We start from the raw sequence: 23,897 nt of genomic DNA, 5'->3' as shown, positions 1-23,897 counted from the left end.
GAAATTATCCCGTTAGTAGATTTGGGCACCCACAAGGGTGTCCTTATTTTTTTGCCGTTAGACGCGAAATTCAGCGAATGGATATTCCAAGTTCCTCCGTTGCACTGGAATAAATATTCTGATATTATCTAGATATCTAATAATTAGATATCTAACAATTAGACATAGAAATATCGAGCATACTCTAGTTATGAGTTTCTATAAGAAAGGAGCCTACTAATGGAGAGAATGAAAGACAAGGTGGCGCTTATCACTGGAGGGGCTTCAGGCATAGGCTTATCCACGGCTAACCTAATGGCAAAAGCAGGAGCTAAAGTAGTCATTGCGGATTTTAATACGAATGGTGCAATAGAAGCCGCTGAGAATATTAAAGCCCAAGGTGGCGAAGCAGTGGGCGTATTTCTTGATGCGGGAGATGGAGATTCGATCAAGGAAGCTGTTGAATTTACGGTACAACAATATGGTAAAATAACGAGCCTATTCAACAATGTGGGTTCGACCAACCTCAGGAAGGACCTAGATATTCTTAACGTTGATCTTGATGAGTGGGACCGGCTCATGAATGTTAATTTAAAGAGCGTATTATTGGGATGCAGATTCGCTATCCCTCATATGATGAATACTGGTGGAGGCTCGATCATCAATACAGCTTCCATGGCGGGCTTTACTGGAGATGCTGTTCGGGTTGCATACGGGGCATCGAAGGCAGCTGTCGTAAATCTTACTAAATATATTGCTACCCAATATGGGAAGAATAACATTCGTTGTAATGCAGTCGCGCCTGGATTGATTCTGACGCCGGCCGCCAAGAATAATATGCCTTCGGAGGTATTGGATACCTTCGCGAAATATAACGCGCTGCCTTATCACGGAGAACCGGATGATATTGGACATACTGTTCTGTTCCTGGCTTCAGATGAATCCAAGTTTATTACTGGACAAACCATACAAGTAGAGGGCGGACATTATATTGCCAACCCAACCGTCCCTGATTTCGAATCATTTATGAAAATGGCAGAGCGTTAATAGCAGCTGAAACCTACAACCGAAAATTGAAGCGAAAAGCATAATGAGCCACTACAAGAGGAAAATGACTGACAACGTTCAACCACACCATTAGGGTGGACGGCGGTTCAATCAAATTACGTTAGGAGCATGTACTATGGGGAGATTAGACAATAAAGTAGCTATTATTACTGGCGGAGCTTCGGGTATTGGCGAAAGCATGGGTGATCTGTTTGCACAAGAAGGCGCCATTGTTATCGCCGCAGATATTAATGAGGCAGCACTTGAGAAAGTAAGTCAGAAACAGAACATTTACGGAATGAAATTAAATGTCGCTTCGGATGAAGATTGGCAGGCGCTGGCCAAGGAAGTCCATGATCGTTTTGGCAAAATTGATATTCTTGTCAACAATGCAGGCATCTCTTCGGAGAAACCATTTGAGGAAATCAATGCTGAGGATTGGCAGAAAATGCTTTCGATAAATGGCTTTGGTCCATTCGCAGGCATGAAGCATGTTGCTCCTTATATGGCAGCCCAAAAGAAAGGCTCCATCATCAATATTTCTTCGTACACGGCTTTGATCGGACAAGGCTTTAATCACTACTCGGCATCTAAGGGCGCGGTACGCGCTTTATCTAAAGCGGCTGCTACAACCTTTGGCCGTCAAGGCATTCGGGTAAACGCTCTATTCCCTGGGATCATTGAAACGCCAATGACTCAAGCTTTAAGTACCTCAAAGGACTTGCTGGGCCGATTAATCCAGGCAACGCCTCTGCAGCGTTTAGGCCAAGCCATTGATATTGCCCAAGCAGCGCTGTTCCTGGCTTCAGATGAATCCTCGTACATTACAGGTTCAGAAATAGTCATAGATGGTGGATACTCAGCTCAATAACGTGTAAGATTATAGGATAGCCCTTAATATTAATTAAGGGCTATCGTTTATTTTACCCAGGAGGATTTTATGGAAGAACAGACCCTTTTCGAACTCATACACAATATGGATAAGTTCACCAATCAAATGATTATCCAGTGGAACAAAACATTCAATGAGGACCTCGGTATCTCTCATGTTCTTGTGCTCGGCCATCTTAAGAACAACGGAAAGAGCCGGCCCTCGGACATTGCAAAAATATTAGGACTTACCCCCCTACGCTCAGTTATTTATCGGAAAAGCTTGTCGCTAAGGAATTAGCCGTTAGAATGGTGGATGAGTCTGATCGTCGAATTATTTATTTGGGCATTACCGATAAAGGTACCGATGTCCTTAAAAGAGCATCACTCGAGGGGCAAAGGCTGCGTAAAGATTTATTCGAAAAGTTAACGGAACAGGAGCGGACCCAGCTAGCAAATCTTTATAAAAAGCTGAATAGTGAATAGGAGAACATTACGCTAAGTAAGCGGAATTATAAAAGATGTTAGACTTGAATAAAAGGAGTAACCGAAGGCAAAATGAGCAATAACTATTCTTTAAAAGACGCTTATAACCACACAAAATATCCGCTTGCTGGCCATGGAAAAAGAACCGTTCAAGTGCTGAAGGAAGCTTTGGACGGATTTGATGGCTCGACGGATAGCGATATGTATGGAACCGGGCAAATCATAGAAGGATTTCAAAACAAAATGGCAGATTACCTAGGCAAAGCGTCAGCTGTCTTTTTTCCTAGCGGTACCATGGCCCAGCAAATTGCCTTGCGTATATGGTGCGATGAAAAGCAGCTTAAAAAAGTAGCCTACCATCCATTATGTCATCTGGAGATTCACGAGGAGGATGGGTTGAAGGCACTGCATCATATTGAACCTGTCTTACTCGCGGATAAAGAAAGAACGATCGAGTTGAATGACGTTCTGCAGATGAAGGAAGAGATAGCCTGTTTATTGCTAGAGCTGCCTCAGCGTGAGATCGGTGGACAGCTGCCGGCGTATGAGGATTTGGTAGCCATAGCTGCCCATTGCCGAGATAAAGGGATTAGGCTGCATCTCGATGGTGCGAGGCTGTACGAGATCTTGCCATACTATAAAAAAACGGCTGCCGAGATTTGCAGCTTATTTGATAGTGTTTATGTCTCCTTGTATAAAGGAATTGGCGGGGTAGCGGGTGCGATTCTTGCGGGGGACGAGGCATTTGTGAGTCAATCGAAAGTGTGGAAAAGACGCCACGGCGGTGATTTAATCAGCTTATATCCATATATCGTCAGCGCAGATAAGTACCTTCAGGATAGATTGTCCAAAATGGATCAGTACTATCATGAAGCAATGGAGCTGGCTTCGTTCTATAACGAATGCGATGCGCTTACGACGAGACCTATTATACCTGTATCCAATATGTTTCATGTTCATGCTGCCATGCCGAAAGAGGCTATGGAAGCTATCTTAATTGCCGTTTACGAAGAGACCGGGGTTGGATTGACCTCTAATGTGAAAGCAACGAGCGAGACGACTTGCTATTATGAGGTCAGTATCGGAGATAGGTACGCAGAACTTCCAAAAGAAAAGTTGCGGAACGTCTTTCAAATGCTGAATGAGAAAATGAAAGCCAATCTAAACCTATAGAATGCTAATACTAGGAGCTCCACAGGCATAAGCCCTTCTGTAATCTCAATCAGAAGGGTCTTTTTGCTGCCCAGATCAAGCAGCCGCCTATATAGTACAGACCACAAAAGATATTTTTTCATTGAGGACATATGTCCTTCTCAAACCACCTGAATCTATCCTTTAATAATAGAGAAGTCTTAAGTGAGGGGTGAGACTATGAAAGGGAGTCTGTTCGCGTGTCTAGGAGGGGCTTTTATAGCTCTGCAAGGAGTAGCTAACTCCCGGATTAGTCAGGGGATTGGCACTTGGCAGACAGCCGCTATGACTCAATTGACTGGATTCATTGTGGCTTTGCTAATTACGATCCTGGTCAGGGATGGACAGTGGAGAAAGCTTAAAGAAGTAAAACCGTTGTATCTGATCGGCGGCGCCTTTGGAGCCGTCATTGTCTATAGCAATGTCACAGCAATCCAGCAGATTGGCGTTACTCTGACCCTATCTATTGTATTGATTGCTCAACTAAGTCTGACCTTTATCATCGATATTAACGGATGGTTTGGCATGGTTAAGCAGAGGATGAAGCTGCCGCAGTTCATTGGCATCGGGATAATGGTAGCTGGCGTGGTGATACTAGGTCTATAATTGCAATTGCATAATCTTCCGCTAGATTAATGTTAAAGGCTGGAGGTGAAACCGAGTCATGAAAGAAATTAAAGATCGTGAGCAGCTCGATCATTTTTTGCAACTTCATCAAATTGAATCTATTTTTAATGAGCATGTAATGCCCCATTTGTCGCTTTACAGCTTCAATCAAGGAGAGGTGATCTGCACCTGTGGTGAGACTTCACAGTATTTGTATGTGCTGGTTAAAGGGAAGATTAAAATCTATACCACCTCTTCAGAAGGCAAAACGCTAATTCTCTCTTTTAAAAAACCGTTGGATGCAGTTGGAGATATTGAATACGTTCAGGGTACGGATATTCTTAATACGGTTGAGGCCGTCTCCTCCGTCTATATGATCGGTATCCATTACCGCTGGCTGAAGAAATACGCGTCAGATTACTCACCCTTGCTGCAATTTTTGTTGAAAATTATTTCACAAAAGTTTTTCATTAAATCCAACTCATTGAGCTTTAATCTGATGTATCCAGTAGAGGTGCGGTTGGCCAGTTACTTATTATCTGTTTCTTTTGATGAATCCGACTCTCAATTTCAAGGGCAGCTAAGCACAGCCAGTCTAGGAGATGCGGCGAACTTGATTGGAACCAGCTACAGGCATTTGAATCGGGTGATTCAGCAATTTTGTACGGAGGGTCTGGTTGAGCGGAATAAAGGATTTATTCTAGTTAAGAACAGAGAGGGACTAAATGCGCGGGCGAATCGCAATATTTACGAATAGGGATGCCCGATTTAGATGGGGAGAGCAACATATGGCAGTATACAACGTTCAAAAGCGGGGGAGTGAAGTAATGTTTCCAGGACTGTTATTGGCATTGATCGCAGGTGCGCTAATTGGTTTGCAAAATATGTTTAACAGCAAGGTAAATGAACGTGCAGGGTCTTGGGCAACAACCGCAATGGTATTAGGTATGGGCTCCTTGACTTCACTAATTCTTGGTTTGATGATAGAAGGAAAGCAAATGCTGGACTTGCAAAATATGAAGCCTTGGTATTGGATCAGCGGCTTGATCGGAGTCGGTGTGGTAATCTGTTTGATGGAGGGAATAAGACGACTAGGCCCAACCTTTGCCATCTCTATCGTTATGATATCTCAACTCGGGTTTGCCCTATTGTGGGACTCGCAAGGGTGGTTAGGTCTGGATAAGGTTCCGTTTACTCCTAAACAGTTGATAGGTGTGCTGGTCATAGTCGGGGGTATTATTGTTTTTAAATTTGGCGGGAGACGCAGAGGTCGAGTGTCCTCTTATATGAATTAGATTAGTTGTTCGAGTATGATAATAAGAAAAATGGGGAGATCTTTATGAAAGAATATCAGACTTTATTATTTGATGTAGATGACACTTTATTGGATTTTGGAGCAGCCGAAAAATTAGCGTTACGCTTGCTATTCGAGGATCAACAGGTTCCTTTAACCGCGGCAATCGAAGCTCATTATAAACAAATAAATCAAGGTCTATGGAAGTCCTTTGAAGAAGGCAAGATAGATCGTGAGGAAGTACTGAATACTCGTCATTCCTTGCTATTTAGGGAATATGGACATGAGGTTGATGGTATTATGTTGGAGCAGAAATATCGCAGTTATTTGGAAGAGGGGCACGAGCATGTTCTTGGAGCTTTTGAATTAATATCTGCCCTTCAAGATAAATACGATTTATATATTGTGACTAATGGTGTCTCCAAGACACAGATTAAACGCCTGCGTGATTCTGGATTGTATCCTTTGTTTAAAAATGTTTTTGTGTCAGAGGACACGGGTTATCAGAAGCCGATGAAGGAATACTTTGATCATGTTTTTGCCAGAATTCCAGGGTTTGCGGTGGATAAGGGATTAATTATTGGTGATTCCTTAAGCGCGGATATTAAAGGCGGACAGCTAGCGGGTCTAGATACCTGTTGGTTCAATCCAGCCAAGAAACCTAATGACACGGAAATAGCTCCAATTTATGAAATACAAAAGTTAGATGAATTGTATCGAATTTTGAACGTGGAGCGGGTATAGAGTACGCTTCCAAAGCTGCATCCGTGATTTATGCGGATAGCAGCTTTTTTGTGTTGAGATGTTGGATTTGACAACAACGGATTACACTTGTAATATTATTAATGTATTACATATGTAATCAATAAGTGTCAGGAGGCAAAAGGATGAACCATATTCCCCAAATTTCGGACGCGGAATGGGAAGTAATGAAGATTCTCTGGTCTAAATCACCCAGTACGGCCAATGAGGTCATTGAAGCTTTAGAAGATCAAACGGATTGGAAACCCAAGACCATAAGAACGCTTTTAAACAGACTTGTCCAAAAACAAGCTATTTCCTACTCGCAAGAAGGTAAGGTATATGCCTATTTTCCATTAGTGTCTGAAGATGAGTGTGTAAAATCCGAAACTGCATCCTTCTTGAAAAGAATTTACGGCGGCGCATTTAAGCCTTTACTGGTCAACTTTTTGAAAGAAGAGCAGCTATCTCCGGAAGAGATAAAAGAATTGAAAAATATTCTGGATGACAAAACCAAAGGATAGAGCTGATGTGTGTGTTTGCACCATGCCTGCTGTTATCTCATCGACTTGATTAAGGAAAGGGTAGGGTGAATGTGAATCAATTAACAGAACCCCTTGTGAGTCTCTTCGATTGGGTTTGCTCTGTCTCGATCATGGCAACCGTTTTGGTTGCGCTGATTCTGGTGATGCAGCGAGTACTGAAGAATCGGTTGAAACCAAGATGGCTTTATTTAATGTGGCTGCTGGTTATTTTACGGCTAATTCTGCCATGGGGCCCGGAGAGCGAATTCAGTATTTATAATTGGATCGGTTATACCCACTCTGTTAACTCGGATGTACCAATGAATCAGGAAGTAATGCTTCCAGGAGTTGATGTACAGGAAACGACCGCTCAGTCTGTTTACCGTAATCTATTTGTTGTTATATGGCTGATTGGTGTGTGCTTATTGGGGATTTACACAGTTTGGGTCAACAGGAAGTTCGCCAAAAAGATGAAAAAAGAGAAGGTGCCAATTACAGATGTAAGAATGCTCGAACTGTTCAAGCAATGTAAAAACATGATGGCGGTTAATAAGCCTATCGCGCTTGTTGAATCGCGCCATCTGGCAACACCGACACTTTTTGGCTTTATAGCACCTCAGTTGATCTTGCCACGTAATATTTCAAGCAGTTTGAACGACGATCAATTGCGTCATGTGTTTCTACATGAACTGGCTCATAGCAAGCGAAATGACATTGGGGTCAATTGGTTCATGCATGTACTGCTTATTATTCATTGGTTTAATCCGGTTCTGTGGTATGGTTATCGCCGAATGCGGGATGACCAGGAAATTGCGAGCGACGCTCTAGCGCTTAGCTGCCTGACTCCTGACAAACGCCAAGACTATGGGTACACTCTCATCCAACTGTTGGAAAGCTTCTCGCAGCCTGCTCGAGCTATTGGAAACGTTAATCTTATGGGAAGCAAAAAACAATTGCAAAGGAGAATTAGAATGATCAAACAATTTAAATCGAATTCATACCGCTGGTCGTTTCTTGGAATCGCGACTATAGTTTTCATAAGCGGTTGTACATTAACGAATCCCAAGGTCAGTCCGACATCGTCACCATTGGCTAGTTCAACAGTCTCCGAAGGAAAATCAGCTGGAGCCGATTCCGTAGAACAGCAGTCAAAGGTCTCGGATGACACATCAAAACAGACAGCCTCAGGAGAGCAGCAGACAGTACAGGATGATGCAACAAAACAGGTAGCTTCCACGGGGCAAGCGGGTTCCGATAATAAGCTGGAGCCAAAGACTTCTCCAGCACCACTACCAGTTGCTCCGAGTGACACGTTGAAACCGGCACCTTCTGCGGGGGTTCAAGCAACAGCATCAGAAGAGAAGCCTAGACCTGTACCTGCGGTAAAGGAACAAGTATCAGCACCGGCAGAGCAGCCGATACTAGTGCCCTCTGAAGGTGTACGGACAACAGTATCGGAAGAGAAGCCTAGACCTGTGCCCTCGGTAAGGGAGCAAGGGTCAGCACCCGCAGTACAACCAAGTCTTGTGCCTTCTGAAGGCCGAGGCTCAGCAGCAGCGGAGGAGAAGGCAAGACCAGCTCAAGCGTCCGATGGAAGCTTTTTTAAAGAGGATACTGCAGTAAAAGACCCAGGCTGAGCTCTACCTCAAACGACAGCAGAACAACTTTGGAAATCTAACGGATTCCTCTAGCATTTCCAGCATAGAACATGGTTTTAGGTCAAGTTATGTGATAAGATTTACTTCTAAATAGAAGAAAGAAGTGAACCATACCTTGATAAATATTACAATTCCAGCAGCGGATGTTTCCATTGACAAACAGATTAACCCCGAGCTCAGCAACATTTACGGATTTACGGATTTTCACCTGATTTCTAGGGAAAAAGGCGGCATTTTTATGTTTTACAATGCCAAGGATGAGCTGTTGTTTGTTGGGAAGGCTAGGAAGCTAAGACCAAGAATTAAGAAGCATTTCGAAGATACGGTGTCTCCAATGAAGGATCATAGGAATGAAGTAACTAAAATTGATGTTTGTATTGTTGAGGACCCCGTTGATAGAGAAATTTACGAGACCTATATCATCAATAAATTAAAAGCAAAGTACAATATTGAGAAAGTGCTGTACAAATAAAAGGATACTTAAAAGGCAATAAGTGAAGTCCCGCGGAGGGAGGATCTTATTGTTTTTTTGTATGGCTTGCTGTTTAGTCCATGGATTGACTCTAGGCTAATGACAACGCCAAAAGTATAAAAAAGTAAGTTGAACAAGTGGAGCTGTTATTATGATAATGGAGCGTAACGCATGCTGATTTCAAGCCATTTCCCAATGTATAAACCAGCGATACTTTCCCTCCCTAAGGACACGGCTCTATCCAAAGAAGAGCTGTTGGTAGACAAGTTTTTAATGGAACGTAGCGGGAAACTCGAAATGTACTATGCACCGCACAATGAGTATATGAATCCTTCTGCCAAGGTGGTCATTGTCGGGCTAACACCTGGTTGGGCTCAAATGAGAATAGCCATTCAAGAGGCAAGAAGGGGCCTAGAAGAGGGTCTTTTGGATGAGGAAATATGCAGAAAAGCAAAAGAGGCAGCAAGATTCGCGGGTACAATGAGGAATGAATTGATCCGTATGCTGGATGCTCTTGATCTGCATCGGCATTTGAACATACCGTCCTGCGGGACATTGTTTCAGGAGGAGCATAAAATACTGCTGCATACTACCTCTTTGTTGCGATATCCGGTTTTTGTTGAGAAGAAAAATTATAGCGGGACTCATCCTAATCTGTTATCAAGCGAATTCCTTATGAAACATGCGTTATCATCATCTGTACAGGATGAGCTTGAAATTATGAAGCATACGCTCATCATACCGTTAGGAAAAAGGGTAGAGGATATTCTTCAGCTTCTCGTAAGTGAAGGCAGGCTGACTGCCGAACAATGTCTATGGGGGTTCCCACACCCGTCTGGGGCCAATGGGCATAGACACAAGCAGTTTGCCTACCATCAAGAATCTATGCAAAAGAGGATAAAGACTTTTCTCTAGTTCTGCCGCGCGAAGTAAAGCCGATTACAGCTATTTTACAGGTAATGTAAATTCAAGCTCAGGAATGTACTCTTTGGATATATTCGTAAGCTCTACTCTTCCGACTGCACCGGCGGGTGCTTCTCCATCTGATAGCATCAGGTAAGGCTTTATGGTTACAGATTTAGGCATTGTCTTGAAAGGCTCGAATCGTAAAAGCATAGATTCTACTCTAAAAGCCGAGCCGCCAAGAGGCTTGAGATAAACGCCTTGATCATCCACTACATCGTAGTGAAGGGCTATGAAACTGCCGCTTTCATGCTTATATTTGGCTGGAACGGAGGCAAGCATATCGTTGATATTTTGCCCTGGCTTGGTTGTATAGCTAATATCCAATTGAGTTGTGAGTGGTGTCATCTCAAGCTTGTTAATCTTCAAGTTGATGTTATCGAAAGACTTGGTCTCTTTGGATGTTAATACTGTGTTCTGGGTTGTCTGGATTACCGGCACGACGAGCTGAAAGGGTTTCTCATAACCTTTTAGTTTTACATTCATGGTCAAATCAAATCGTTTCGGAAATGAAACCCGCTTTAATGCAGAGCTGTCATCGGGACTTTGCTCAAGAAGGGTTCCAGATACTTCCATGAGTAAATGATTGGAGCTTTCCATATCCAGAGTTCCGTAATCGACTGCGAGAAGCTGTCCCTTGTAGAGAGCTTCGATCTTTTCAACAGATCCTTTCGTCGAAGGAGAGTCTACTGCTGTAGGATCAACATATAATCGATTGCCCGGAGTATTTAATTCCATTACAACGCGGGTGCCATCAAAAACGGAGGTTGAAATATTCATCGTCAAACCGCCCTGCGTCACACTTTTGTTGACGTTGGTAAAGTAGTTGTCAGCCTGTTGAATTCCCGGATCTCCATTATTTTGCCCCCATAAATTAAAAATGCTGCTTAAAATCGGGATTTGTTTTAAAGCTTCAGCCATGACTGGCGATACGAAGCCGGATCCAATAGTGACGGTTCCTAATACTGCTGCAGCAGCTGCGGACAGTCCGGCTTTCTTAAGCAAACTCATTTTATTCCTTACGGGCTCCTGCTTGCCCCTTACAGGCAGCTCCATTTGCTTAATCATTTCGTAAGTTTCGTCCAATTTGGAACGTACAATTGGCGGCATTGGGTCAGGCAGCATGTCCTGAGCCTCTTTGAGTTTATCGTCTAAAGAACTATTCACCGTGCCTCAGCTCCATTTCTTGATGGATTTGAAAAAAAATGCTGCAATTTCTTCCTCGCCCTATGCAGACGGGTCTTGACTGCTTCTGCTGAAATATCAAGCACTTCTCCAACCTGACTAAGGGGCATGTCCTGAAAATAATGAAGAACTATGACGATACGCTGACCTTCCTCCAGGTGGCTGACCGCTTCCCACAAATCAATTTTTTCATAATCGGCTGATACGGTCGGAACATCAGGAAGTTCACCATACGGTACGGATCGTGCCTTTTTTTTCAACATCTTGTTACACTCGTTTATAAGAATTCGGAATACCCATGTTTTGAAAAATGCGGGTTCTCTTAAAGAATGTATAGACTTGAAAGCATTCAGCATTGTCTCCTGCAGGGCATCCGCGCAGTCTTCTTCTTGTTTCAGAATCGACCGTGCCGTTCGATATAATGGCGATTCCAGTTCCCTCATGAGTTGAATGAATGCTTCCCGGTCACCAGCTTGGGCTTTTACAACGATGTCCACATGCGAATCCAGGTTAATCACCTTCTTTTTTTGTAAATGTGCTCTTGTTTTTTGTTTACATGTATTAGAACTTGCAGGCTACAGAAAGGTTACATGGAAATAAATGCAACAATCCAACCCTGTAAAATGGTATCTTCTTGACAGTGGTGGCATGTGTTACAATAGGATAAATAATCGCCAGAATGCGCTTCCACCGGTTGAACAAGACAAAGGGTGAACACACAGTACATGAAGAAGCAGCCGAACCGTTATTATGTGAGATGGGTATTATTATGCTTTATTATTACCACGATGCCAGTCGTGCTGCTTGGTTTATTTTCCTATATCAAGTCTTCTGGTGTCGTACTGGAGAAAATGAATAAAGAAACGGCGCTAAGCCTTCAGCAAACGCAGATGAACGTGGAGCATTCCTTGAAGGTAGTAGATCAGGCGACAACTCACTTCCTTGGCTCCAAAATTATTCAAACGGCACTCAATGAGCCGCTAAATCCAGATCAATTCCAACTGTATACCCAGGTGAAAACAGAGCTTAGCAGTCTTCAGCGTCTCGATACAGGGATAGATGATATCCAGATATGGAGTACGGCCGGCAACTGGCTTATTAAAAATGACGGCCTATATCGGCTGGATGCCTGGATAAAAGGAAACACATCGGCCATGCCTAATCCGGCCGCGCCCTCCGTCTGGGAAATTGGAAGTTCCAAAGCTTCATCCGGTTCAAAAGACGCTAGCATCCCAACGGCTATGCCGTCAGCCAACCAGGTTGATGAAAGCGCTATCCGATCATCCTTGGTGAACAACTGTCAGACGAATGTCAATTTGCTGAAAAAGCTTCCTCTTACGGCTTACAGGAGCCTCGGAACCGCAATGATTCAAATTCCGGCCTGTAGCTTGAGCCAATTGATCTCCGTCAATGCAGATCATGAAGCCGTACTGTTGTTTGATCAAGACAGACGCTTATTTGTACATAAGGGTGTAACTCTGGAAGGTCTGGACGAATCGCTGCGGCAATCCGTAAGGCAGCTCCCCGAGGAGCGGACAGGCCAGTATAACATGAACATAGATCACCAATCCTTTATGGTTACGTACCGCAAATCGGATTATAACGGTTGGACGTATGTGTCCGTCGTTACACTGGATCAACTAACCCGTTCATCTCGGGAGATCGGTTGGTTCACCTTGTATATTTGCATCGGACTGTTATTGCTGTCCATTATTGCGATCTTGCTGTGGACGAAGCGATTGTACCGACCTATTGCCCAAATATACAATGAGGTTTTGTCCCAAATGGGCATGACAGCCTCCAAGAAATCGTTGGATGAAATTCAAGTGATAGGGGAGCAGGTTCATACGTTATTTGATACGAAAAGACGCTTAGAAAGCAGGCTGGAGGGCCAGACCGAGCTGCTGCGTACGTTTTTGATGGTCAAGCTGTTCTTGTTTGGCATGAAGGAGGGGGAGATTGTCGAACGGATGGAAAGCCTCGGCATGCGCCAGGATTTCTCGCGCTTCTATGTGCTGGCCCTACAAATCGGCAGTCTGGAGAATACCCGATTTTCGGAAAAGGATATCGATCTGCTGCTATTTGCAGTTAACAATATGGTCGAGGAGCTCATTGGAGCTGACCAAAGGCTGCAGCCTATCGTGCTTGGCAGAACACAAACGACGGTCTTGACCGGCGAAGCGGGTTCTGAGGAATTGTTTTTATCAGAAGCCTACGCAGCTGCAAGACTCGTTCAGCAAACAGCGGCTGAGGTGCTGAATTTAAAGGTGAACATCGGTATCAGTGTCCCGTACCAGCGCTTGCCGGATATTCCCCGAGCCTATGAAGAAGCGGTTGAGGCAGTGAAAAGACACGCCTTCTTTGGTGATGAAGGTATCGGCTACTTCGGCGACTTGGGTGAATACCATGTCCTCCACTATTCTTATCCATTTGCTCTGCAATCAGAGCTGTTTGATGCGGTGAAGCTGGTTGATAGGGAGCGGGTCGGGTCGCTGCTTCCCAAGCTATTACACGAAATTGAGCAAAGCAATCCAAATCCTTATGATATGCAGTTTAATGCGGTACGTTTGCTGATGAATATGCTTGGTCTTGCCAATGGCGTCACGGGGCAGGCGATTCCGATGCAGCGGCAGCAGGCGTTGTTCGACGAATTGTTTCACTTGAATCTAACGGAGTCTGGCGAAACATGGTTTATGGACAAAATCATCGATCCTATCATGAACGGGATTGAGGGGCAGACCGAAGTAAGACATCTTTCCTTGTCGAAGCAAATGGTACAGATGATTCATGACGAATTTGACACTGACATTACGATTGATACGTGTGCGGACCGTCTCCATTATAATTCAAGCTATCTGGCGACCATTTTCCGCAAAAGCATGGAAGTGTCCTTCAGCGCTTATTTGGCTCAGTACCGCCACAAGGTTGCTATTAAGTGGCTCATGGAAACGGATATGCCGATAAAAGAGATCGCGGAGCGGCTGCGCTACAACAATTCCCAAAACTTCATTCGCTCTTTCCGTAAAACAGAATGCTATAGTCCAGGGAAATTCCGCGAATTGGGGCGGCAGGATGATGGCAATTCGAATGGTTCAGCATCCATGGAGGGATAGTCATGCGGAACAGATGGAGCACCAGACGATATATTTTGAACCTTGGCATGGTTCTGCTGCTTGCCTTAACAACGGCGGGCTGCTCATTGCAGCCATCGTCCAAGCTTGAAGGTAAGAAGGACAAAGGCAAGGCAGCAGCATCTGCTGCAGAAATAAGCTTTATGCTTGTATTGAATCAGGATGATCCGCCCAAGGATACGATCCTTCAGGAGCTTCAATCCATGACAAGGACGAAGCTTGCTATCTCATGGGTACCGGATACGATCTATTCGGACAAGATGGTGGCAGCCATTGCTACGGGCACGATGCCCAAGGTCCTGCAAGTCAAGGCGGTAGATGTGAAGCAGCCTTCTATTGTCAACGGAATACGATCCGGCTTGTTCTGGGAAATTGGGCCTTACTTGAAGGACTACCCTCTCATAAGTAAGTTTATGAACCCGACTATTATGAATAATGCTTCTTATTTCGGAAAAACATACGGAATTTATTGGGAGCGACCGCAATCGAGACAAGGGATTCAATTCCGGAAGGATTGGTTGAATCGACTTGGCTTGCAAGAGCCCAAAAGCATGGAGGATCTATACGAGGTACTTCAAGCTTTTACATATCGGGATCCGGATGGGAACGGGAAGCAGGATACCTACGGTCTAATCGACCGCAACGATCTTGTATACGGGGCCTTTAAAAATATAGCTTCTTACTTCGGCACTCCCAACAGCTGGGGGCTTGTAGACGGGAAACTTACGCCTGATTTTATGACATCCGAATATTTCAACACGATGAAATTCATGAAGAGACTATATGATGAGAAATTGATTAACCCCGATTTTACCGTCACTAGCAAGGTACAGCAGGAGGACCGTTTCATTAAAGGAGAAGCCGGGATGATGATCAGTAATGTGCTGGCCTCTTCCGTGCAATACCGCATCCAGAAGGTAAATAAAGATGCCGATGTAGATATTCTGAACAGGATTAAAGGGCCAAAAGGGGAGCGGATATGGGGAGGAAGCGGCTTCGGTGGGCTGTTTCTGTTTCCTAAATCGAGTATAAAAAATGAAGCTGAGCTCCGCGATGTTCTTGGCTTTTTTAACAGCCTTTTGTCGGAGAATGTCAACAATCTACTCACATACGGGCTAGAGGACCGCCATTACAGATTGAACGATGACCGGAAGACGATTAAAATATTTCCGGATACGCAAACCTTGCGCGAGCAGGAAGTAGAGCCTTATGCGAATGCGCTGCGAACTTTCGATATTAGGTACTTGCAGCTTGAGGAAACAAGCGAAATGCAGAACAAGATTCAGAGCATGATTGAGGACAATGCCAAGATGGCAGTCAATGATCCGACAACCTCCTTATTTTCACAGACACAGGCGGAAAAAGGTGCGGAGCTGCAAACGATCATTACGGATGCTACGTATCAATTTATTTTAGGAAAAATAGATGAGCGAGGCTTCACGAAAGAAGTCGACAGATGGCGCATAAGCGGCGGCGATCAAATTATCAACGAGTTGAACATTGAATATGCTGAAATTAAACAAATGATACCCTAAAAGTTAAATGAGTACGATAGCTCCTTGGAGGTGATGAGCCTCTGAGGGGCTTTTTTTCTTGTTCAGGATAAGGAAGCATCCGTATAAGGTGATAAAACTTATCTCCAAAAGCTTCTCTAGGGCAGGTTGAAAACGGCATATGACTGTAATGAGAGCTTGCTGGGATAATCAACTACCTTCAGACAAGATGATTATAGTCGGGAAAAGAATGCGGGATGCATAATGGGGGAGCAGTGGACAAGGCTGCTATCTTCATGGAAAGGAGCACGGGATAGGAGCGGCTTTGTCGCGTTGTTCACATCGCGTAAAGGAGTGGGAAATTCTAAGGTACATTTGTGGCAAGACCAAATAGGGTTAAGGAGGCTCATAGACAACATGAAAAAAGGCACTATGGTAAAAACATTACGCATCATGCTGTGCTTCTTACTGCTGGCATCGTATATCCCGATACTCGGTATACCGAGTGCAGAGGCAGCTTCACTTCCTACGGGCTGGAGCAGCTTGAGCTATAACGGGTCCACGGGAACAAATACGTACGATAAGGCGACAGGGAAGCTTACGGTTACAAGCACAGCATCGAATGGCATTACGAATCAGACTGCTACAGCAGAGCAGTTTCAATATGCTTTTACTCCTATAAGCGGAGACTTCACTCTGATTGCCAAACTAACCAATTATCCTTATGTTAGTGGAGCTCAGGCAGGGGTATTGGTTCGGAGCACATTGGATCAAGGCAGTTCTTTTGTGTACAGCTATTATTACGGTACGGGGAACAAATTTCAACCTTATGTTACTACTAAATCCGTTGCCGGAGGTTCGGCAAGCAATTCCGGTTACAAGGTTTCAAGTGTCGATGTAACCTATGATACACCCCCAAGCTATATGCGTATTCGGAAACAATGGAATGGTACGAAAGCAGATGTGTATTTTGACATGGGTACTTCTGACGGTATGAACATTACGTGGACCAATATAAACGGTAAAAGCATTACCGACGTCACAGCCACTCAGGCTGTTAATGTTGGATTCGCCGTGGGTAAAGCAGCTACCGCATCGTTCGACAGCATCACGCTGCTCAATTCCTATAACGCTGCTTCGACAACGGCGGTATCCAGTTTGACAGCTAGTTTACCGGTATCCTTGGAAGCTCCAACACTTAGCGGTACGGCTGGCGACAATAAAGTTACGCTCAATTGGGATGCAGTAACGGATGCTGTTTATTACAATGTAGGACGCAGTACAGCTAGCGGCGGGCCATACACCAAATTAAACAGCGGTCCGGTAAACGGACTAAGCTATACGGATAGTGCAGTAACGAATGGACAGACGTATAAATATGTCGTGACAGCAGCCAATTCAGTATCCACAAGCGTATATTCCAATGAAGTATCTATTACACCGACGGCAACAACGGCACCTGCAGGACCGGCTGCACCAACGAATGCTGCTGCTTCAGCGGGAAATAAACAAATGACTCTTTCCTGGAACAGTGTGTCTGGAGCAACGTCTTATAACGTCAAGCAGAGCGCAGCAGCCGGAGGACCATATACCCTTATCACTAATGTGACTACGGGTACCAGCTTCACTCACACCGGCTTAACCAATGGTACTACCTATTATTATGTGATAAGTGCCGTCAATGCCGCTGGTGAAGGCGCTAATTCGAGTGAAGTATCAGGAAAACCGGGTGTGTTTTTCATCAATGATAATTTCGAATCCAGCACGTTGGGCGATACCCCCGCAGGCTATGTTTCCATTGCTAATGCAGGAGACGAAAAGATCAACAATGTGACTGTCATTAACAACAGCAATTTGACCAATAAATATTATTCGCCATCGGAAGTGGCACCGGCCAACAACAAGTCGGCGACAGTCACAGGCAACTCGACCAATGTATTATGGATCAACGATAATGCCGATTCGGGCCGAAGAGGGGGCTTTACGAATTCCTTCACACCGGTATCAGGCAAAAGCGGTCTGACGGCCGAGCTAAGCTTTATGCAGCCAAAGGTTATCGGTGATTCCTACCCATTGGAGCTGATTGACAGCTCAGGTAAAACGGTGCTTTCTTTTAGCGTTACGAATCTGAATGTGTTCGAAACCGTCAATTCCAATAACACCGTGAACTGGTACAATCTGAAGTTTGTTGCCGATACAGGAACGAACACAGTAGATGTATATTTCAACGGAGTCTACAGAGGAAACTTCAAGTTTAGTACGCAGGACACCAATATCGCCAAAATTCAGTCAAGAACGGCGGGTTCCTCCACAGGTAGCATGTATATAGACAATGTGAAGGTTTATCAGCAAGCTGCGGTTACTCCACAAAATCTGACCACGGCAGGAGCCAACCAAAAAGTCATATTGAGTTGGAATGCAGCGAGCGGAGTAGATTCTTATAACGTCTACAGGAGTGCAGCAGTCGGAGGTCCTTATACCCGTGTGGCGGCCAATGTAACGTCACCTACTTATACGGATACAACGGGTCTAGTGAACAAAAATAATTATTACTATGTAGTGACAGGCGTCAATGCGAATGGGGAGAGCGACAAATCGAATGAGGCTTATGGTTATCCAAATGATGTTAAGCCACCTGCAATTGCTCCTACTTTCGGGCAGATCGATATTCGGGACAGTCAAATTACTTTGAACTGGAGCTCCGTCCAAGGCATTGATGGGGACAAAAAGCCGGTGGATTCTACTTACACGCTTCTTAGAAGCACCCATCCGGAGGGGCCTTTCATAACTGTGGCTCAGAAGCTTACCGGGACAACCTATCTGGATAAAAATTTAACCAACGATACGCAGTACTACTACCAAGTTATAGCTGCGAACATGGGCGGCTCAAGTCCGAGCTCCAAGCTCCTCAAGGTTGCTCCAGCGGCACCGTTAGAAACACCGACGTTATTAAGCGCCGTGCCTGGAAATAACCAGGTGGATTTAAGCTGGACTTCGGTTACGGATGCAACGTACTACAGTGTCAAAAGAAGCACAGTGAACGGCGGGCCGTATACGACAGTAAAAGATGTGAATGGAGTTAGCTTTACAGACGCAAACGTAACTAATGACAAGACCTATTACTATGCTGTTGTTGCAAGTCACGTGGTGGATGAACAGTTAGCTCAGGAGAGCATGATCTCCAACCAACTCAAGGTTACTCCTTATGCAGCTGTCGCTGGCGCACCTGCTGTGCCGACAGGCCTCAAAGCGCTTGCTGCCGAAGGCAGTGCAAGTCTTTCTTGGGATAAAGTAGCTGGAGCAACTGGCTATACGGTGAAAAGAGCAACAACGAGCGGCGGACCTTATACGACTCTTACTTCAACAAATCAAACCATGTATGAAGATAAGAGCGTAACCAACGGAACGACTTACTACTATGTTGTATCAGCTTCTAATGCAAGCGGAGCCGGTCCGTTAACGGATGAAATCACCGTTTTACCGGCAAAGGTGCTTACGGTTGATCAGGCTGCCACATCTGCCAGCTCGGGGTTTGGCGCAAAGCTTTTCAACACGATTCAGAGTGCTGTGAATGTAGTTCCAACATCGAATACGGAAAGAACCGTCATTTATATCAAGGCTGGAACCTACACAGAGAAGCTTACCGTAGATAGACCTTACGTAAGCCTTGTTGGGGATGGCATAGACAAAACCATTATCGTGTACGGTGATTACGCTGGAACATCTTCAACGACAGGGAAGCCGGGACACACGGGCAACACCTTTTTAAGTCAAACCGTGAAGGTTACGGGAGATAACTTTACAGCTGCACAACTGACAATCGAGAACAGTTCCGGTCCACGTTCGGCAGTCGCACAAGCGGTAGCTCTCTCCTTATACAGCGACAAGGCATCATTCGAGTCGGTTAAGTTGAAAGGCTATCAAGATACTCTGTATAACGGCTTAAATGGGAGCAACAAAGGACGCCATTATTTCCACAACAGTATCATTCAAGGTGATGTGGACTTTATCTTCGGAGAAGCTCCGGCTGTTGTTATGGACAATGTGAAAATGGTCCTCGTCAGCAATTCCGGCGGCGGCGGTCATATTACAGCAGGAGCACAAAAAAATGTGACCGATAAAGGCTATGTATTCTTTAATTCACAAATCGTTGACGATGCCTCTGCATCCGGTACTTACGATTTAGGACGGGGCTGGAAAGATTATGCGAGAGTCAGCTTTATCAATACGCTGATTGACTCCAAGAAGTTCCTTAACGAGGGCTGGGTTGCCGCTTGTGCCGGAAGCTGCATAACCAACTATTTCTCAGAGTATAACAGCTATGGCACTGGAGCGAACCCGTCCGCTCGAAAGCTTTCGACACAGCTGACAGGACAGGAAGCCAGCTTGACGATCCCGCAAATTTTTACGGATTGGGATCCTTCTATCCCGGTTATCATGCCTAACGTTAACTATTCGCCGGCGGTGTCCGTCACATCTTCAAATTTTGACAAAAATAGCGTTAATCAAGCGGACATTCATGTGACGCTTCAGTTAAATGGAGATGTTCTGAAGAGCATTACGAATGGAGCTACGGTTCTTGCGGCCTCAGATTACAAGGTGACAGGCAATGTAGTTACAATTAGCAAGGTTTATCTTGCGGGGCTTCAGGAAGGAATTACAACGTTGAGCTTCAACTTTGGAACGACGTCGATTCCTGTAACCATCAACGTGATCAATACGGATACAACATCCGACCTTGGAAAACAGGTGCTTGCTGTCAATGATGGCTGGGGTTCCTTTACCACGGGAACGACGGGAGGCTCAAAAGCATCTGCGGCGAATATTTTTACCGTAACCAAACGAAGTGAACTCATTAAAGCGCTTGGTGGAAACAATAGCTCGAATGCATCCAATGCTACACCGAAAATCATCTATGTTAAGGGTACTGTCGACATGAATGTAGATGATAACGACAATCCGGTAGGTATGGATTATTACAAAGATCCAGCTTATGATCTGCAAGCTTACCTGGCTGCCTACGATCCGGCGGTTTGGGGAGTGCGTGTTCCATCTGGAGCTTTGGAGACGGCGCGTGCCGTTTCAGAAACAAATCAAGGTAACAAAATCAAAATTAACGTGGGCGCAAATACGACGATTGTGGGGTTATCGGGCTCTAATGCCAAGATTCTCGGTGGGAACCTGATGATTCAGAATGTAGACAATGTCATCGTCCGTAATATCGACTTCCAAAATGCGTTCGATTATTTCCCGCAGTGGGATCCGACGGATGGAACTACGGGTAACTGGAACTCTGCGTTTGATAATATTACAGTGAAAAATGCTCAACATGTATGGATTGACCACAATACGTTTAGTGATGGGAATAATCGTGATGATTACAACATCAAATATTTTGGACGTCAATACCAGCAGCATGATGGCGCATTGGACATTACGAATTCATCCGATTTGATCACGGTCTCTTATAACTACTTCCATGATCATGATAAAAACACCCTAGTTGGAGGAAGCGACAGCTATACGGATGATCGTGGTAAAGAGAGAATTACGTTCCACCATAACTATTACCAGAATGTGACGCAGCGCGCACCGCGGGTTCGTTTTGGTCAGGTTCATCTTTATAACAACTATTATGAGGGAACCCTCAATAATGCTAACTATCCGTTCCTATACGCAATTGGTGTAGGACTCGAGTCGCACATCGTTGCTCAAAACAACTATTTCATGCAAGATGAGGGGACAACTCCGGAATCATTAATCCAAGTATCGGCAGGCGGAACAGAGTTTACGGATACAGGTTCCATACTTAATGGAGTGGCAGTGAATATAGCGCAAAGCAAAGGTGGCTTGAGTCCGGTTAACTGGACGCCAACGCTGTTCACCAAAGTCGATAAGACAGCTGATGTGCCTAGTATCGTCAAATCACAAGCAGGTGCGGAAAATACACTGCCAGTTCAAGTGGCACCACCAGCAGCGCCAAGTGATCTAATCGCAACGGCAGGGATCGGACAGGTGAGTCTGCAATGGAGCAGCGTAACGGAAGCTACTTATTACAACGTGAAACGCAGCACGATAAAAGGCGGCGCGTACACGACGATAGCGACAAACGTGACAGGCACAAGTTACACGGATACGGGCTTAACGAACGGAACGACGTACTATTACGTAGTTAGTGCAGCCAATGCAGGTGGAGAAAGTGCAAATACACAGGAAGTGAACGCAACTCCGACAGCACCGGTCACTCCTGTACAACCACCGGCAGCGCCAAGCGGTCTAATCACAACGGCAGGGATCGGGCAGGTGAGTTTACAGTGGAGCAGCGTAACGGAAGCAGTCTATTACAACGTGAAACGCAGCACTACAAAGGGTGGCGCATACACGACGATAGCGACAAACGTGACAGGTACATCTTATACGGATACGGGCTTAACGAATGGAACGACGTACTATTACGTAGTTAGTGCAGCCAATGCAGGCGGAGAAAGTGCAAATACGCAGGAAGTGAACGCAACACCGACAGCACCGGTCAATCCGGTACAACAACCGGCAGCGCCAAGCGGCCTAATCGCAACGCCAGCGATCGGGCAGGTGAGTCTGCAATGGAACAGCGTAACGGAAGCAACCTATTACAACGTGAAACGCAGCACGACAAAAGGTGGCGCGTACACGACGATAGCCACAAACGTGACAGGCATAGGTTACACGGATATGGGCTTAACGAACTTCACCACTTATTACTATGTGGTAATAGCTGTTAATAAAGGCGGCGAAAGCTCGAATTCAGCGGAAGTGAGTGCAACCCCGTACTATACCCAGAGCGGTGGTTCGAGGGGCAGTAGTACGTCGGGTGTTACAACACCAACCGTCACCGTAGAACCGGCTAAGGATGGTTCGTTGATTATCAATCTGCAATCAGTGAGCGAGAAGACTGCAGATGGTAAAGCGGCAGCTAAGGCTACGCTGGAAGGCGCAGCATTAACTCAAGCTCTGGATATGCTCAAAGCATCAGGTGGAGCAGCAGAACCACGAATTTCTATCGAAGTGAAGGGAAATAACGAGGCAATCGGCAAACTGGAAATTCCATCCCAGTCGATCGCTGACCTCATCTCTAAGGCTCCAAAAGCGATCATTTCGTTGAAATACGGCGGTGCTTCCTATGATCTGCCATTGAAAGCGATAGATTTAGCGGCTCTTGCCAGCAAGCTGGGTACAGCAGCTAAAGATGTGAAGATCATTATTTCGATTGAGAAAGTTAGCGGAACAACATTATCTTCGATGGAAGCGAAGGCCAAACAACAAGGTTTGAATCCTTTGGTTCCAGCAGTAGACTTCACGGTTACGGCTGCAGATAGCAGCGGTAAACAAGTTCAAATTACCGATTTTGGAACTCTCTACATCACCCGCACGTTGGATCTAGTCAAAGAACCTGATCCAAAGAAAACGACAGCTGTGCTGTTCAATCCGGTAACAGGTAAGTTCAGCTTTGTACCAGCGACTTTCAGCACATCGAGCGGCGTTTCCCAAGCTAAATTAAAGCGTCCGGGCAACAGTATGTATACGGTTGTTGAGTATTCCAAAACGTTCGATGATCTAAAAGGACATTGGTCACAAGCCGATGTGGATTTACTCGCCTCTAAGCTGGTTGTAAACGGAATGACAGACAGCAGCTTTGCACCGCAGCACGAGATTACGCGGGCAGAATTCGCGACGCTTCTCGTACGCGCTCTTGGTTTAACGGAGTCCACTTCGGTGAAGTTCAGCGATGTTCAAGCAAGCGATTGGTTCGCTGGAGCGATTGGCGCTGCAAGCCAAGCAGGCTTGGTAGATGGCTTTGAGAACGGCACCTTCCAGCCGGGAGCCAACATTACGCGTGAACAAATGGCTGTCATGATGACGCGGGCTATGGGCGTTGCAGGGAAAAAAGCAGACAGCAGCCAACAAGCCCTGTCCAAGTTCTCTGATGCCCCATCTGTTAGCGGCTGGGCTAAGGAAGCGGTAGCTCAAGCGGTGAACGCAGGCATTATCAACGGCGTTACTAGCGACACGTTCGTGCCGAATGACATGGCGAGCCGTGCTGAAGCGGCCGTTATGTTGAAACGATTGCTGCAATATGAACAGCTAATTAACTAGAATGTATAAAGAAGAGGCTGTCCCTCAATGTCTAAAGACGAGGGGCAGCCTCTATTTTTTGTGGAACCAATAAGAAGCAACCTACCAGCATATGGTATAATAAAACGAATTAACAAACGTAAAC

The 23,897-nt window shown here is 45.2% G+C and carries 17 protein-coding genes; 15 read left to right on the top strand and 2 right to left on the bottom strand.

Going from position 1 to position 23,897, the window contains the following annotated elements:
* The first annotated feature begins 219 nt into the window (after positions 1-219).
* The 12 genes from QMA13_RS36010 (at position 220) to QMA13_RS35955 (ending at position 9,783) form a co-directional block, all read left to right on the top strand.
* The gene (locus QMA13_RS36010) at positions 220-1,026 is read left to right on the top strand and encodes an SDR family NAD(P)-dependent oxidoreductase (protein ID WP_282938624.1); all 807 of its coding nucleotides are present in this window, start codon (positions 220-222) and stop codon (positions 1,024-1,026) included.
* Between the two features lie 136 nt (positions 1,027-1,162).
* Entirely contained in the window at positions 1,163-1,897 is a 735-nt protein-coding gene (locus QMA13_RS36005; protein ID WP_282938622.1) for an SDR family NAD(P)-dependent oxidoreductase, read from the top strand.
* 308 nt (positions 1,898-2,205) lie between these two features.
* Complete coding sequence (locus tag QMA13_RS36000) at positions 2,206-2,382, top strand: helix-turn-helix domain-containing protein (protein ID WP_282938621.1); 177 nt, start codon at positions 2,206-2,208, stop codon at positions 2,380-2,382.
* 72 nt (positions 2,383-2,454) lie between these two features.
* Positions 2,455-3,555: a threonine aldolase family protein gene (locus QMA13_RS35995; RefSeq protein WP_282938619.1), complete on the top strand. Its 1,101-nt coding sequence runs from the start codon at positions 2,455-2,457 to the stop codon at positions 3,553-3,555.
* Positions 3,556-3,753: 198 nt separating this feature from the next.
* Positions 3,754-4,179 (top strand): DMT family transporter, encoded by a 426-nt coding sequence (locus QMA13_RS35990; protein WP_282938618.1) that lies wholly within the window; start codon positions 3,754-3,756, stop codon positions 4,177-4,179.
* A 58-nt stretch (positions 4,180-4,237) separates the two neighbouring features.
* Positions 4,238-4,936 carry a Crp/Fnr family transcriptional regulator gene (locus QMA13_RS35985; protein WP_282938617.1) on the top strand — a complete coding sequence of 233 codons (699 nt, stop codon included), beginning with the start codon at positions 4,238-4,240 and terminating at the stop codon, positions 4,934-4,936.
* A 70-nt stretch (positions 4,937-5,006) separates the two neighbouring features.
* A complete protein-coding gene (locus tag QMA13_RS35980; protein WP_282943702.1) occupies positions 5,007-5,474 on the top strand; it encodes a DMT family transporter in 468 nt (155 codons plus the stop codon).
* 44 nt (positions 5,475-5,518) lie between these two features.
* Positions 5,519-6,217: a YjjG family noncanonical pyrimidine nucleotidase gene (locus tag QMA13_RS35975; protein ID WP_282938615.1), complete on the top strand. Its 699-nt coding sequence runs from the start codon at positions 5,519-5,521 to the stop codon at positions 6,215-6,217.
* A gap of 143 nt (positions 6,218-6,360) precedes the next feature.
* Positions 6,361-6,738 (top strand): penicillinase repressor BlaI, encoded by a 378-nt coding sequence (blaI, locus tag QMA13_RS35970; protein WP_282938613.1) that lies wholly within the window; start codon positions 6,361-6,363, stop codon positions 6,736-6,738.
* A 71-nt stretch (positions 6,739-6,809) separates the two neighbouring features.
* Positions 6,810-8,375 (top strand): M56 family metallopeptidase, encoded by a 1,566-nt coding sequence (locus QMA13_RS35965; protein ID WP_282938611.1) that lies wholly within the window; start codon positions 6,810-6,812, stop codon positions 8,373-8,375.
* A gap of 136 nt (positions 8,376-8,511) precedes the next feature.
* The gene (locus QMA13_RS35960) at positions 8,512-8,868 is read left to right on the top strand and encodes a nucleotide excision repair endonuclease (RefSeq protein ID WP_282938609.1); all 357 of its coding nucleotides are present in this window, start codon (positions 8,512-8,514) and stop codon (positions 8,866-8,868) included.
* Between the two features lie 171 nt (positions 8,869-9,039).
* Positions 9,040-9,783, top strand: coding sequence for a uracil-DNA glycosylase family protein (locus tag QMA13_RS35955; RefSeq protein ID WP_282938608.1), 744 nt, complete (start codon positions 9,040-9,042; stop codon positions 9,781-9,783).
* Between the two features lie 30 nt (positions 9,784-9,813).
* Here the strand turns inward: QMA13_RS35955 and QMA13_RS35950 are convergent, their stop codons facing one another.
* Complete coding sequence (locus tag QMA13_RS35950; protein WP_282938606.1) at positions 9,814-10,998, bottom strand: DUF4179 domain-containing protein; 1,185 nt, start codon at positions 10,996-10,998, stop codon at positions 9,814-9,816.
* Positions 10,995-11,459, bottom strand: coding sequence for a sigma-70 family RNA polymerase sigma factor (locus QMA13_RS35945; RefSeq protein WP_481858269.1), 465 nt, complete (start codon positions 11,457-11,459; stop codon positions 10,995-10,997). Before QMA13_RS35945 ends, QMA13_RS35950 begins: the two co-directional genes overlap by 4 nt.
* A 282-nt stretch (positions 11,460-11,741) precedes the next feature.
* Between QMA13_RS35945 and QMA13_RS35940 the strand changes: the two genes are divergently transcribed.
* The 3 genes from QMA13_RS35940 (at position 11,742) to QMA13_RS35930 (ending at position 23,773) form a co-directional block, all read left to right on the top strand.
* Positions 11,742-14,129 carry a helix-turn-helix domain-containing protein gene (locus QMA13_RS35940; protein WP_282938603.1) on the top strand — a complete coding sequence of 796 codons (2,388 nt, stop codon included), beginning with the start codon at positions 11,742-11,744 and terminating at the stop codon, positions 14,127-14,129.
* 2 nt (positions 14,130-14,131) lie between these two features.
* Positions 14,132-15,682 carry an extracellular solute-binding protein gene (locus QMA13_RS35935; RefSeq protein ID WP_282938601.1) on the top strand — a complete coding sequence of 517 codons (1,551 nt, stop codon included), beginning with the start codon at positions 14,132-14,134 and terminating at the stop codon, positions 15,680-15,682.
* A gap of 375 nt (positions 15,683-16,057) precedes the next feature.
* The gene (locus QMA13_RS35930; RefSeq protein WP_282938599.1) at positions 16,058-23,773 is read left to right on the top strand and encodes a pectinesterase family protein; all 7,716 of its coding nucleotides are present in this window, start codon (positions 16,058-16,060) and stop codon (positions 23,771-23,773) included.
* Positions 23,774-23,897: the final 124 nt, after the last annotated feature.

The organism is Paenibacillus sp. RC67 (assembly GCF_030020805.1).
In the GTDB taxonomy this organism is placed as follows: domain Bacteria; phylum Bacillota; class Bacilli; order Paenibacillales; family NBRC-103111; genus Paenibacillus_S.
The sequence above is the reverse complement of the archived record's forward strand: the minus strand, read 5'-3'. Positions and strand labels throughout refer to the sequence as shown.